The 12,591-nt window shown below is 65.3% G+C and carries 13 protein-coding genes; 7 read left to right on the forward strand and 6 right to left on the reverse strand.

Annotation, left to right across the window (positions count from 1 at the left end; genetic code table 11):
• From J2W40_RS06335 to J2W40_RS06345, 3 genes are all read right to left on the reverse strand, one after another.
• A complete protein-coding gene (locus J2W40_RS06335) occupies window positions 1-645 on the reverse strand; it encodes an XrtA/PEP-CTERM system exopolysaccharide export protein (RefSeq protein ID WP_310222791.1) in 645 nt (214 codons plus the stop codon).
• A gap of 133 nt (window positions 646-778) precedes the next feature.
• A complete protein-coding gene (locus J2W40_RS06340; RefSeq protein WP_310222793.1) occupies window positions 779-2,011 on the reverse strand; it encodes a pyridoxal-dependent decarboxylase, exosortase A system-associated in 1,233 nt (410 codons plus the stop codon).
• Window positions 2,012-2,089: 78 nt separating this feature from the next.
• Window positions 2,090-3,634, reverse strand: a complete 1,545-nt coding sequence (locus J2W40_RS06345) for an acyl-CoA ligase (AMP-forming), exosortase A system-associated (RefSeq protein ID WP_310223045.1) — start codon at window positions 3,632-3,634, stop codon at window positions 2,090-2,092.
• A 50-nt stretch (window positions 3,635-3,684) separates the two neighbouring features.
• Here J2W40_RS06345 and J2W40_RS06350 point away from each other — a divergent pair, with 50 nt between their 5' ends.
• Window positions 3,685-4,689, forward strand: coding sequence for a GNAT family N-acetyltransferase (locus J2W40_RS06350; RefSeq protein WP_310222795.1), 1,005 nt, complete (start codon window positions 3,685-3,687; stop codon window positions 4,687-4,689).
• 27 nt (window positions 4,690-4,716) lie between these two features.
• On the forward strand, window positions 4,717-5,007 hold the full coding sequence (locus J2W40_RS06355; protein ID WP_310222797.1) for a phosphopantetheine-binding protein: 291 nt from the start codon (window positions 4,717-4,719) through the stop codon (window positions 5,005-5,007).
• A gap of 108 nt (window positions 5,008-5,115) precedes the next feature.
• Here the strand turns inward: J2W40_RS06355 and trxB are convergent, their stop codons facing one another.
• Window positions 5,116-6,078 carry a thioredoxin-disulfide reductase gene (trxB, locus tag J2W40_RS06360; RefSeq protein WP_310222799.1) on the reverse strand — a complete coding sequence of 321 codons (963 nt, stop codon included), beginning with the start codon at window positions 6,076-6,078 and terminating at the stop codon, window positions 5,116-5,118.
• A gap of 439 nt (window positions 6,079-6,517) precedes the next feature.
• Between trxB and J2W40_RS06365 the strand changes: the two genes are divergently transcribed.
• The 5 genes from J2W40_RS06365 to dxs are packed head-to-tail and all read left to right on the forward strand — an operon-like array spanning window position 6,518 to window position 11,562.
• Complete coding sequence (locus tag J2W40_RS06365) at window positions 6,518-6,940, forward strand: iron-sulfur cluster assembly scaffold protein (RefSeq protein ID WP_310222801.1); 423 nt, start codon at window positions 6,518-6,520, stop codon at window positions 6,938-6,940.
• Entirely contained in the window at window positions 6,940-8,742 is a 1,803-nt protein-coding gene (locus J2W40_RS06370) for a cation:proton antiporter domain-containing protein (protein WP_310222803.1), read from the forward strand. The genes J2W40_RS06365 and J2W40_RS06370 overlap by 1 nt, the downstream gene beginning before the upstream one ends.
• Window positions 8,739-9,065, forward strand: coding sequence for a DUF423 domain-containing protein (locus J2W40_RS06375; protein WP_310222805.1), 327 nt, complete (start codon window positions 8,739-8,741; stop codon window positions 9,063-9,065). The genes J2W40_RS06370 and J2W40_RS06375 overlap by 4 nt, the downstream gene beginning before the upstream one ends.
• 45 nt (window positions 9,066-9,110) lie before the next feature.
• A complete protein-coding gene (locus J2W40_RS06380; protein WP_310222806.1) occupies window positions 9,111-9,578 on the forward strand; it encodes a Fur family transcriptional regulator in 468 nt (155 codons plus the stop codon).
• A gap of 58 nt (window positions 9,579-9,636) precedes the next feature.
• Complete coding sequence (dxs, locus tag J2W40_RS06385; RefSeq protein ID WP_310222808.1) at window positions 9,637-11,562, forward strand: 1-deoxy-D-xylulose-5-phosphate synthase; 1,926 nt, start codon at window positions 9,637-9,639, stop codon at window positions 11,560-11,562.
• 56 nt (window positions 11,563-11,618) lie between these two features.
• Here the strand turns inward: dxs and J2W40_RS06390 are convergent, their stop codons facing one another.
• Window positions 11,619-12,038 (reverse strand): DUF3035 domain-containing protein, encoded by a 420-nt coding sequence (locus J2W40_RS06390; protein WP_310222809.1) that lies wholly within the window; start codon window positions 12,036-12,038, stop codon window positions 11,619-11,621.
• Entirely contained in the window at window positions 12,038-12,553 is a 516-nt protein-coding gene (lspA, locus tag J2W40_RS06395; RefSeq protein ID WP_310222811.1) for a signal peptidase II, read from the reverse strand. The genes J2W40_RS06390 and lspA overlap by 1 nt, the downstream gene beginning before the upstream one ends.
• Window positions 12,554-12,591: the final 38 nt, after the last annotated feature.

The following is a 12,591-nucleotide window of genomic DNA, read 5'->3' on the forward strand; positions in this document are numbered from 1 at the left end:
TCAGAACATGCTTTCAGGGATGATGATGACGTCGCCGGGGGCGAGCATGACGTTGGCGCGCGTGTCGCCCTTCTTGAGCAGGTCGTTCAGGCGGACCTGATATTCCTTTTGCTTGCCGCTATCCTTGTCGAAGCGGATGAGGCGCGCGCGGTTGCCCGCGGCAAATTCGGACAGGCCGCCGACCGAGATCATCGCATCGAGCAACGTCATGTTGGCCCGATAGGGAATCGAGGCGGGCTTGTCAGTCGCGCCGACGATCCGCACCTGCTGGCTGAAGGTGCCGCTGAAATTGTTGACGATGACCGAGACGAGCGGATTTTCGATATATTTGGTGAGCGCCAGCTTGATGTCGTCGGACAACATCTTGGGCGTCTTGCCCACGGCGGGCATATCGGTGATCAGCGGCGTGGTGATGCGCCCGTCGGGCCGCACCTGAACCTTGGCCCCCAGTTCGGGATTGCGCCACACGAAGATGGTGAGGTCATCGAGCGGGCCGATGATATATTCCTCGCCCGGTCCTTCCTGCGTCGACACGAAGGATGCCGGGGGCAGTTGCGGCCCGGCAGGCACCGTGGCGCAGCCCGACAGGGCGACGGCGGGCAAGGATGCACCGATCAGGAGCCTGGAAACGGACAGGAAACGCATATTCTCACCTCTTTGTGCGGCCTTGTGCGACCGGCCGCCAAAGAGGGGTGGCAAGGCCGTTCAGCACAGGGCTTCGGACCTCTTCATGCCGTCAAAGGGTAAAGATACCGTTAGGAGTTATGTGTAGAGTAATTCAGCCAAGTAAAACTTCACGAGGACTTGGATGGCCAAGAAAAGCGGTCGGACTGGCCGACGCGCCATAGGCCCCTGCTAGGAAGATGGCAATGAGGTCGCCTTCCTGCACCGGGGGTAACGCCACCTTGTCGCCGAGCCGGTCGATCGGGGTGCAAAGGCAGCCGACGACCGTCACTGGCTCTGCCGCCGGGTCCGCGCCGAAACGGTTGGCGATGGCGATCGGATAGTTGCGGCGGACGACGGTGCCGAAATTGCCGCTGGCGGCAAGTTGATGGTGCAGGCCGCCATCGACGACGACGAAGGTTTCGCCCTGGCTGACCTTCACGTCGATTACGCGGGTTAGATAGACGCCCGCCTCCCCCACCAGCCAGCGGCCGAGTTCGATCGCGAAATGGGTGGGTTTGAGGATGTCGGGCAATGATTCCAGCGCGCTGTCGAGGGCGACACCGATGGGGCGGATGTCGAGCGGCACGTCGCCGGGGAAGTAGGCAAGGCCAAAGCCGCCGCCCAGATTGACCAGCGGCGGCGCGACGCCGACCGCTTCGGACAGGCGCGCCGCCAGCGCCAAGGTCGCGGCCTGCGTCTCGATGATCGCCATGGCGTCGAGATTTTGCGAACCGGCAAAGATATGCCAGCCGCGCCAGTCGGCCCCGCCGTCGATCATCGCGCGGGCAAGCGCCGCGGCGCGATCGGCATCGACGCCGAATGGCTTGGCCCCGCCGCCCATCCGCATCCCGGAGCCTTTGAGATGGAAGTCGGGGTTCACCCGCACCGCGACGCACGGCGTCTTGCCGATCCGGTGGCCGATGGCGAGCGCGCGACGCCCCTCCCCTTCGGATTCGAGGTTGAGCGTGACGCCTGCGAAAATGGCCGCTTCCAGTTCGTCATTGCGTTTGCCCGGCCCGGCAAAGCTGATCCGCGCCGGGTCCATGCCCGCTGCCAGCGCCATGTCCAGTTCGCCGCCCGACGCGATGTCGAAGCCATCGACCTGCCCCGCCATGGCCGCGAGCAGCGGAGCATAGGGGTTGGCCTTGATCGCATAATGGAGGTGCAGGGCGGGCGGCATGGCGGCCCGGAAGCGCCGGACCTGCGCTTCGACGATCGCCATGTCATAGGCGAAGAGCGGCGTGTCGCCTGCCTCATCCACCAGGCTGGCCGCGCCATAACCGCCGATCAGCAACATGCCCTCCTCGCCCGCGAACCAGGGCGGGATCGGTCCCATCGGCTTCATCTGCAACACCTTCTCAGCTTCATAACGATGGGCTCCTGCGAAAGCAGGAGCCCAGGGCGATAGGTTACCCGCCTCACCCTAGGCTCCTGCTTTCGCAGGAGCACAATGATGATGCGCAAGGGCGACTCGATCGATCTTGCCGTTGGGATTGCTGGGAAATTCGTCCAGCACAAGGATATCCCTTGGCTGCATATAATTGGGCAGTTCGCTTTTGAGGTGCGCGGCAACCGCCTGCGCGACAGCCGGATCGTCGGCGCGCAGCAACAGCCGGACCACCTGGCCCTGCCGGTCATCCTTCACCCCCAGCGCCACCGCTTCTGCGACACCGGCGACGGCGACGGCGGCTTCCTCTATCTCGGTCGGGCTGATGCGGTTGCCCGCAGACTTGATCATCGCGTCGTCGCGACCGACGAAATAGAGCAGCCCTTGCGCATCGCGCCGCACCGTGTCGCCCGACCAGACCGCCATGCCGCCATAGCGGGAGGCCGCAGGTGCAGGTTTGAAGCGTTCGGCGGTGCGGGCGGCGTCGCGCCAATAGCCCTGCGCCACCAATGGCCCGCAATGAACCAGTTCGCCCGGCTCGTCATCGTCCGTGACGCTGCCATCGGGGCGCAGCACGAGGATCTCGGCAAAGGGGATCGCGCGGCCCATCGAATCAGGGTGGCTGTCCACCAAGGCGGGCGGCAGATAGGTGGAGCGGAAGGCCTCGGTCAGGCCATACATGGGATAAAGGTCGGCGCGGGGGAACAGGGCGCGCAGTTTCCCCACCAGCGGCCGGGTCAGCGCGCCCCCGCTGTTGGTCAGGCGCTTGAGCTTGGCGGCGACCTCCGGCGGCCAGTCCAGTTCGGTCAGTTGCACCCAGAGCGGCGGCACCCCGGCCAGCGTGGTGATGTCGCGCCGGTCGACCAGCTTCATCACGTCGCGCGGGGTCAGATAGTCGAGCGGATAGACGCAGCCACCCGCAATCCAGGTCGAGAAGAGCTGGTTCTGGCCATAGTCGAAGCTGAACGGCAGGACGCAGGCGGTCCGGTCGTTCGTGCCCATGCCCAGATAGTCGGCCACCGCGACCGCGCCCAGCCAGAGATTGGCGTGGCTGAGCATCACGCCCTTGGGTCGTCCGGTCGATCCGCTGGTGTAGAGGATGGCGGCCAGCGTGTCGGGCGCAGCGTCGGACGGGCCGATCGGATCGCCGCCGCTCATGGCGCAGGCGGCGTCATCCTCGCGATGCAGCGGGCAATCGGGCGGCACGTCGCCAGGCTGCAGGCTGTCGAGTCGCGCCGCCGTGCCGATCAGCATCGCGGCTCCGCTGTCGGACAGGATATGGGCGACCTGGGCATGTTTGAGCAGGGGGTTGATCGGCACATGGACAAGGCCCGCGCGCGGCGCGGCCAGTGGCAGGAGCGCGGCGACCGGCCCTTTGGCGATCCAGCTCGCGACGCGTGCGCCCGGCTCCAGCCCGCACCCGGCCAGCCAGCCCGCCAGCCGTCCCAGCGTTTCTTCCAACTCGGCGAAAGTATAAGTGCCCGATCGCCCGTCCAGCGCCGGGCGGAGCGGATCGCCACGCAGCAGGACATGATCGATCGGCAGGCTGTCCGCAGACGGGCCTGTCGTGCTTAACTCCATTTCCAGACTTTGCACTTAAGCGTTCCTCTTCTGGTTGCGGAGATAGTCGGTTGCCGACGACAAGGGAATATCACAGCCTGGCCGAAGTCGGGCACGCGCTGCAGGGCCGTGCCGATCGGATGGCCATGCCGTCCCTGTTCGACCGATTCGACTGGTATGCACTGCTGCACCAGCATTGCTTTGCCGCTACGCCGGTCCGCGTGCTGGTGGCGGAGGAGAGGCGCGCGCAGGCGTGGATAGTCCTGATGCAGCCGGAGGCGCGGCGGGTATCGGCGCTGGCCAATTGGTATAGTTTTGCCTGGGCGCCGATATTTCTGGGCGATCCCGACGAAGCGCAACAGGGTCGGCTGCTCGATGCGCTGGCGCGGCATTTGCTGGCGGGCAATAGCCAGATCGATTTCTATCCGCTGGAGGATGGCGGCGCGTTGCGCGCCAGTTTGCGGCGGGCGGGCTGGTTTACGCTGTCGCGGCCAATGGGGGGACGCTATCTGCTGCGCCCGGCGGGACGCGATTTTGCGACCTATTGGGCGGCGCGGCCGGGGCGGTTGCGGACGCTGGTGCGGCGCAAGGCGCGCAACAGTCCCTATACGCTCTCTATCAGCGACCGGCTGACCGACGATCTGTGGCAGGACTATGTCGATGTGCATGACCGTAGCTGGAAAGCGGCGGAGCCGGGCCTGGCCTTCCTGCGCGCGCTCGCCGAACAGGAGAGCGATGCGGGGACGTTGCGGCTGGGCTTCGCGCGGCTCGACGGGCGGGCGGTGGCGACGCAATATTGGACGGTGGAACATGGCGTCGCGCTTATTCACAAACTCTCCCATGATCGCGCCCACGATGCCGGGTCGCCCGGTACGTTGCTGAGCCATGCGATGTTCGCGCAGGCGATCGACGGTGATCGGGTCGCGCTGATCGACTATGGCACTGGTGACAATGGCTATAAGGCCGACTGGATGGACGAGCGGATCGCGCTGCACCGGATCGACGCCTTCAACCCGCGCTTTGCGTCGAGCTGGCTCCCGGCGGCGCGGACGGCCATTTCCGCGCTTGTCGGATAGGGCATGAATGACTAGGAAAGCGCCCTTATGCGGGCCAATCATCCTTCGCCGGTCGGTCAGGCCGATACCATCGACCCTCTGACGCGGACGTTGCTTCGCGACGTTCTGGGCCTGTCCCAGGAGCGGGTCGATGCGTTCGAGGCGGACACGCCCTTGTTTGGCGCGCTGCCAGAACTGGATTCCATGGCGGTTGCGGGGCTGCTGACCGAGATGGAGGATCGCTTCGATATCCTGATCGAGGATGATGATATCGACGGCGATACGTTCGAGACGTTCGGGTCGCTGGTGGCCTTTGCGCGGGGTAAGGTGGCCAAATAAGGTCCGTTCGGGCTGAGCGAAGTCGAAGCCTTTGCCTGAGCGGAGGCGAAGGCACCTCGCTTCGCTCGGCGAAACCCTTCGACTTCGCTCAGGGCGAACGGCAGTAAACTACGCCTCCGCCATAGCTTCAAAATCCGCTTCGGCGAGAAACTTCTCGACATCGAGCGCGGCCATGCAGCCCATGCCGGCGGCGGTTACGGCCTGGCGGTAGATTTTGTCGGTGACGTCGCCCGCGGCGAAGACGCCGGGGATGGCGGTGTGGGTGGTGCCCTTGTCGACCAGCAGATAGCCTTCGTCCATCGGCAGTTTGCCGGTGAACAATTCGGTCGCGGGGTGATGGCCGATCGCGACGAAGCCGCCGTCGGTGGGTTCATGCGACCGCTCGCCGGTGACGGTGTCGATCAGATCGACGCCGACCAGCCCTTCGGGCGTGCCGCCACCGACGAATTTATCGACCGCCTTGTTCCACAATATCTTGATATTGGGATGGGCGAAGAGCCGCTCCTGCAGGATCTTTTCGGCGCGCAGCGTGTCGCGGCGGTGGATCAGCGTGACGTCATGGCTGTGGTTGGTGAGGTAGAGCGCTTCTTCGACCGCGGTGTTGCCGCCGCCGATCACCACCACCTTCTTGCCGCGATAGAAGAAGCCGTCGCAGGTGGCGCAGGCGGACACGCCCTTGCCCTGGAGATGCTCCTCGCCCTCGACGCCCAGCCATTTCGCCTGCGCGCCGGTGCAGATGACCAGCGTGTCGGCGACATAGACGATGCCGCCATCGCCGGTCAGGCGGAAGGGCCGCTGCGACAGGTCGACATCGACGATCTGGTCATACATCATCTTGGCGCCGACATGTTCGGCCTGCGCCTGCATCTGCTCCATCAGCCATGGCCCCTGGATCACGTCCTTGAAACCGGGATAATTTTCGACATCGGTGGTGATGGTGAGCTGACCGCCCGGCTGCATCCCCTGCACCACGATCGGCGCGAGGCCAGCGCGCGCGCCATAGATGGCGGCGGACAGGCCAGCGGGGCCGGAACCAAGGATGAGCATGCGGGTCGAGTGGGTGGCGGTCATGAACGGGGCTTTCCGGCTGCGAATCGTGGTGGAGGAGAGATAGGCCGTGACGGCGCGCAGGCAAGCGATGGATTTGCTTGGGGGGCGGGAAGAAGGGATGTAAGCGAGGTTACAGCGACGCGACAGGGCAAAGTTCACAGTGTCGCAGGCGTGATTTTTTGGGACGATTCGGGCAAATTGCGACGGGGAAGCCACCGGGACGCGACGGTGACGCGACAGGTTCGCGCCTGTGACGCGCCGGTTGGGTTACGGTGACGCGACAGTGGCGCGACAGGGATTGGCTGGGGACGGATGGTGGCAGGCGGCTGATCCACTGGCGGGGTTAGATCAGGGATTTTCCTACATTGGAAGGGGTCACCAGATTGCACATTGCCAGCTTATTTCCCGCATCCTTATTCCCCGCCTTCACCCGGCAACGATCCTGTCCTACATGGGCGGAATGAGCGCCCCCCTCTATAACAAAGACATATTGCGGCTCGCCGCCAGCATCCCGCATCATGCCCGCCTGCCCGAACCGCAGGCCAGCGTGGAGAAAAGGTCGCCGACATGTGGGTCGCGCGTCGTGGTCGATGTGGCGATGGCCGACGGGCGGCTGGCCGACATGGGGCTGGACGTGAAGGCCTGCGCGCTGGGGCAGGCGTCGGCGTCGCTGATGGCGGCGCAGGCGATCGGGATGAGCGCCGATGAATTGGCCGAGGCGCGCGACAAGCTGACCGCTTATCTGTCGGGCGCGAGCGAGGATCTGGATTTCTGGCCGGGCCTTGCGGTGCTGGCCCCGGCGCGCGGCTATCCGGCGCGCCATGCCTCCATTCGCCTGGGCTTTGAAGCTATTGCCGAGGCCGCGCGGATGGCGGACGCCTGATGCCGACCATCCCCTCGCCGCTCAGCGCCACGGACATGCTGTTGTCGGAAGGCGTCATCCTGCTGGGCGCGGCGGTGCTGTTCGTCCTGCTGTTCCGCCGGTTCGGGCTGGGCGCGGTGCTGGGCTATCTCGTCGCGGGCGCGCTGGTCGGGCCGCAGGGGCTGGGGCTGGTCGGCGGCGGCGAATCGAAGCTGGCGATTGCCGAAATCGGTATCGTGCTGCTGCTTTTCCTGGTCGGCCTGGAACTGCATCCGGCGCGGCTGTGGCGGTTGAAGCGCGACATTTTTGCGCTGGGCCTGGCGCAGGTGGTGTTGTGTGGCTGTGCGCTGACGGCGATCATCTTCTACTTCACCGGCTTCACCTGGGGCGCGGCGATCGCGCTCGGCCTGCCGCTGGCGCTGTCGTCCACGGCGCAGGTGTTGCCGGGGTTGAAATCCAGCGGCCGGATCAATTCGCCCTTTGGCGAGAAGGCCTTTTCGATCCTGCTGTTCCAGGATCTGTCGATCGTGCCGCTGATCACGATCATTGCCGCGCTGTCGCGCAATCCGGCCGATGCCGCCGGACCGCCGGGATGGGTGCTGGCGGGCTATACGGTCGCGGCGATTGCGGGGCTGGTGCTGGCGGGACGGTTCATCCTGCGGCCCTTGCTGGGGCTGGTCGGGCGGCTGGGCGAGCGCGAATTGTTCGTCGTGGTGGGCCTGTTCACCGTGCTGGCGGCGGCGGCGTTGATGCACAGCCTGCATCTGTCCACCGCGCTGGGGGCGTTCGTGGCGGGCGTGATGCTGGCCGATTCGCCCTATCGGCATGAGATAGAGGCCGATGTCGAACCCTTCCGCTCGATCCTGCTCGGCCTCTTCTTCCTGGCGGTGGGCATGGTGCTGGACCTCAGGACGGTTGCGGCCAATCCGGTGTTCGTCATCGGCATGGCGTTGATTTTGGTCGCGACCAAGGCAGCGATCATCACCGGCCTTGCGCGATTGTTCGGCATGGATTGGCGACCGGCGCTGGGCGCAGGGCTGCTATTGTCGCAGGGCGGCGAATTTGGCTTCGTCCTGTTTGCGCAGGCCCAAAGCGCCATGCTGATCGCGCCCGCAGCGTCGAGCCTGTTCAGCGCGATCGTCACCTTCTCGATGGCGACGACCCCGTTCCTGATGCTGTTCGCCCGCCGGTTCGAATTCGCCGCGTCGCGCGACGGGGCTGACTTGCCCGGCCCGGACGAGGCCCCGCGCGGCACCGCGATCATCGTTGGCTATGGCCGATTTGGCCAGACGGTGGCGCAGATGCTGATCGGCCATGGCTTTGCCGTCGTGTCGATCGACAAGAAACCCGCGCAGATCGAAGTGTCGCAGCGGTTCGACACGAAAGTCTATTATGGCGATGGCACGCGCATCGACCTGCTCCATCGCGCAGGCGCCGACGATGCCCGGCTGATCGCCTTCTGCATTGACGATCCCTCGCTCGACAGCCGCGCGCTCCAGCCGATCGCCGAGGCCTTTCCGCAGGCCGCTTTGATGGTGCGGGCGTTCGACCGCAGGCAATTGCTGGCGCTGCAGAATATGGACCTGGCCGGAGTGGTGCGCGAAGTCTATGAATCGGCGATCTGCATGGGGGTGCAGGCGATGCAGGCGCTGGGCGTGCCCGACGAGGAAGTCGAAGAGGTCGAGCGCCAATATCGCGCCAATGACGAACAAAGGCTGGCGTTGCAGATCGAGCATGGCGACCTAATCGCGGCCAAGGATCTGATCTACCGCCCCGGCAAGGGGATGCGGCTGCTGACGCGCGGCGATGGAGAAAAGACATGATTGCTGTGCTGGCTGCTTTATCCGCGGCGCTCGCCATTGGCGCAGGGGCGTTCGGCGCGCATGGGGTGAGCGATCCCAAGGCGGTGGAATGGCTGCGCACCGGCGGCACCTATCAATTGATTCATGCGGTCGCGGCGATCGCGATCATGGGCGTGGCGCGTGGCGCGGCCGTGCTGCTGCTGATTGGCGCGGCGATCTTCGCGCTGTCGCTCTATGCCATGGCGCTGGGCGCGCCGCGCTGGCTGGGGGCGATCACGCCGATCGGCGGCGTGCTGATGATCGGTGGCTGGCTATGGGCGGCATGGCAGTTCGGGCAGCGCTGACAGCCTGCCCTTGCCCCCGGCCCCGCCCCGGCCTAGATTGATCCGATGGCCGACCATAAACATCATCATCTTGAGCCGACCGGCACCAAATTGGCCGACGCCGCGCGCAACACGCTGGAAGCCCAGAGCGAACAGTGGACGCCGATGCGCGCCGCCATTTTCGATGCACTGTCGGCCGAGGAAAAGCCCGCATCCGCCTATGACATTGCCGATACGGTGTCGAAGGCGCGGGGCAAGCGGGTGGCGCCCAACAGCGTCTATCGCATCCTCGACCTGTTCGTGACGAACAATATCGCGATGCGGGTGGAAAGCGCCAACGCCTATATCGCCAACGCGCATCCCGGCTGTCATCACGACTGCATCTTCCTGGTATGCCGCACCTGCAAGCAGGCGACCCATCTGGATGACGACAAGGTGACCAACCAGGTCCGTGCCGTCGCCGAGCAGGAAGGCTTCAAGCCCGAACGGCCGGTGATCGAAATATTGGGCACCTGCGCGAAATGCGCGGCGTGACCACGGCACCGCGCCATTCGCCCACCCGCTCCAGCGCCTATATGAGTCTATTTCTTTCATGAATGATCGCCCGCAAACGCCTCTGCTCGACCAGGTTATCTGGCCGTCCGATCTGCGCACGCTCAAGCCCGGCCAGTTGCGCCAACTGGCCGACGAGTTGCGGCAGGAGGTGATTTCCGCCGTGGGCGTGACGGGCGGGCATCTGGGGTCGGGGCTGGGCGTCGTGGAACTGACCACCGCCATTCACTATGTGTTCGACACGCCGCGCGACAAGCTGGTGTGGGACGTCGGCCATCAATGCTATCCGCACAAGATATTGACCGGGCGGCGCGACCGCATCCGCACCCTGCGCCAGGGCGGCGGGCTGTCGGGCTTCACCAAGCGGGCCGAATCCGACTATGACCCGTTCGGCGCGGCGCATAGCTCGACCTCGATCAGCGCGGCGCTGGGCTTTGCCATCGCCAACCAGATGCAGGACCGGCCGGGCAAGGGCATTGCCGTCATCGGCGACGGCGCGATGTCGGCGGGCATGGCCTATGAGGCGATGAACAATGCGCAGGCGGCGGGCAATCGGCTGGTCGTCATCCTCAACGACAATGACATGTCGATCGCGCCGCCGGTGGGGGGATTGTCCGCCTATCTCGCGCGGCTGGTGACGAGCCGGGAGTTTCTGGGGCTGCGCGATCTGGCCAAGAAGCTCGCGCGCAAGCTGCCCCGGCCGCTCCATAATGCGGCGCGCAAGACCGACGAGTTCGCGCGCGGCATGGCGATGGGCGGCACCCTCTTCGAGGAACTGGGTTTCTATTATGTCGGGCCGGTCGATGGCCATAATCTCGACCAGTTGATCCCCGTGCTGGAAAATGTGCGCGATGCGGCCGAGGGGCCGTGCCTGGTCCATGTCGTGACCAAGAAGGGCAAGGGCTATGCCCCGGCCGAGGCTGCCGACGACAAATATCATGGCGTGCAGAAATTCGATGTGGTGACGGGAACGCAGGCGAAAGCCCCGCCCGGCCCGCCGAGCTACACCAATGTCTTTGCCCAGGCATTGATCGCCGAGGCGCAGCGCGACCCGAAGCTGTGTGCGATTACGGCGGCCATGCCGTCGGGCACCGGCCTCGACAAATTCGCCCTCGCCTTCCCCGATCGGATTTTCGACGTCGGGATTGCCGAGCAGCATGCGGTCACCTTCGCAGCCGGTCTGGCGGCGGAGGGGATGCGGCCCTTCTGCGCCATTTATTCGACCTTCCTGCAGCGCGCCTATGACCAGGTGGTCCATGATGTCGCGATCCAGAACCTGCCGGTCCGCTTTGCGATCGACCGGGCCGGGCTGGTGGGCGCGGACGGGTCGACCCATGCGGGCAGTTTCGACGTCACCTACCTCGCTACCCTGCCCAATATGGTGGTGATGGCGGCCGCGGACGAGGCGGAACTGGTGCATATGACGCATACGGCGGCGATGCATGATAGCGGCCCGATCGCGCTGCGCTATCCGCGTGGCAACGGGACCGGGGTGGCGATGCCGGAAACGCCCGAGCGGCTGGAAATCGGCAAGGGCCGGATCATGCGCGAAGGGCGGCAGGTCGCGATCCTCTCGCTCGGCACCCGGTTGGAAGAGGCGCTCAAGGCCGCAGAGGTATTGGAAGCCAAGGGGCTGTCCACCACGGTTGCCGACCTGCGCTTTGCCAAGCCGCTCGATGAAGCGATGATCCGCCGGTTGCTGGCTACCCATGAGGTGGCCGTGACGATCGAGGAAGGTGCGATTGGGGGCCTTGGCGCGCATGTGCTGACGCTGGCGAGCGACCTTGGGCTGACCGACGCGGGGCTGAAGATCCGCACGCTGCGCCTGCCCGATATTTTCCAGGATCAGGACAAGCCCGAAAAACAATATGCCGATGCGCGTCTGGATGCTGATGCGATCATCGACACGGTGCTGACGGCGCTGCGGCATAATAGTGCGGGCATTGGCACGGAAGCGCGGGCTTAACGCCCCGCCATAGCTGCAATGAAAAAGGGGCCGATCGGCCCCTTTTTTTTCGTCGCTTACGGCTGCGGGGTGGGCGTTACCGCCCTAGCGTCCTGGCCGTCGCCTTCGGGGGCGGCGATGATGTCGCGGGTGGTGGCGCCCTTGTCCACGACTTCGGTGGCGGGGTCACCGGCCGAGGAGCGGATGCCTGGTGCCGCATTGGCGCGGCCGGCGGCGTCGAGCGTCGCGGTTTCGGTGGCGCTGCGCTGCGCGGAGCCGCCGAACATGGCGTCCATCGCGGCCTTGCCCGAATCGACCGAGGCAGCCGACGGGGAGCCGGGCGCGGGCGGGACGAGCGCGAAATCAGGCGGGACGACCAAAGGCGCCTGGCGCGAGACGGCGAATTCGTCAGGCCGCTGACGGTTGAACAGGCCACCGCCGCCGCCGCAGGCCGACAGGGTGGTGAGCAGACCAGCGGCAAGGATCAGTTTACGCATTACTTCAAAGTCTCCGTATTTGCGCTCTTGTCGCGCAGCAGCAACGCGCGCGCAAGCAGGATCAGCACACCGATGGTGATGGCCGCGTCGGCCAGGTTGAAAATCAGGAAGGGCCGCCATTCGCCAAAGTGCAAATCGGCATAATCAATGACATAGCCGAGCCGCATCCGGTCGACGATGTTGCCGATCGCCCCGCCCAGGACGAGGCCGAGCGCGGCAACATCCTGCCGCGCCTTTTCGCGCCACATCCACACGGCCACGAACCCGGCGATCAGGATGGTCATGCCAACGAGCGCCCAGCGCATCAGGTCGGTATCGGCGTGAAAGAAGCCCATCGAAACGCCGCGATTTTCCAGCCAGCGCAGGCGGAAGATCGGCAGGATTTCGATGCCGATATCCGCACGGCTTTTGAGCGCCAGCGGATAAGTGACGGTATATTTGATGAGCTGGTCGAGCGCGAGCGTCACGATCGCCACGGTCAGGCCCAGCGGGCGGTGGTTGATGGAGGTGGGCATGCCTGCGCTCTCTAGCCTAAAAAACTGTCGTCATCCTG

It is taken from the genome of Sphingobium xenophagum (genome assembly GCF_031457465.1).
Taxonomy (GTDB): domain Bacteria; phylum Pseudomonadota; class Alphaproteobacteria; order Sphingomonadales; family Sphingomonadaceae; genus Sphingobium; species Sphingobium xenophagum_A.

Excerpts from the sequence above, each read along its gene's own strand:
- J2W40_RS06355 (WP_310222797.1), top strand. The coding sequence starts at position 4,717 with ATGCGGGCCAATCATCCTTCGCCGGTCGGTCAGGCCGATACCATCGAC.
- J2W40_RS06375 (WP_310222805.1), top strand. The coding sequence starts at position 8,739 with ATGATTGCTGTGCTGGCTGCTTTATCCGCGGCGCTCGCCATTGGCGCA.
- J2W40_RS06390 (WP_310222809.1), bottom strand. The coding sequence starts at position 12,038 with ATGCGTAAACTGATCCTTGCCGCTGGTCTGCTCACCACCCTGTCGGCC.
- lspA (WP_310222811.1), bottom strand. The coding sequence starts at position 12,553 with ATGCCCACCTCCATCAACCACCGCCCGCTGGGCCTGACCGTGGCGATC.
- J2W40_RS06340 (WP_310222793.1), bottom strand. The coding sequence starts at position 2,011 with ATGAAGCCGATGGGACCGATCCCGCCCTGGTTCGCGGGCGAGGAGGGC.
- J2W40_RS06345 (WP_310223045.1), bottom strand. The coding sequence starts at position 3,634 with ATGGAGTTAAGCACGACAGGCCCGTCTGCGGACAGCCTGCCGATCGAT.
- J2W40_RS06335 (WP_310222791.1), bottom strand. The coding sequence starts at position 645 with ATGCGTTTCCTGTCCGTTTCCAGGCTCCTGATCGGTGCATCCTTGCCC.
- trxB (WP_310222799.1), bottom strand. The coding sequence starts at position 6,078 with ATGACCGCCACCCACTCGACCCGCATGCTCATCCTTGGTTCCGGCCCC.
- J2W40_RS06370 (WP_310222803.1), top strand. The coding sequence starts at position 6,940 with ATGCCGACCATCCCCTCGCCGCTCAGCGCCACGGACATGCTGTTGTCG.
- J2W40_RS06365 (WP_310222801.1), top strand. The coding sequence starts at position 6,518 with ATGAGCGCCCCCCTCTATAACAAAGACATATTGCGGCTCGCCGCCAGC.
- dxs (WP_310222808.1), top strand. The coding sequence starts at position 9,637 with ATGAATGATCGCCCGCAAACGCCTCTGCTCGACCAGGTTATCTGGCCG.
- J2W40_RS06380 (WP_310222806.1), top strand. The coding sequence starts at position 9,111 with ATGGCCGACCATAAACATCATCATCTTGAGCCGACCGGCACCAAATTG.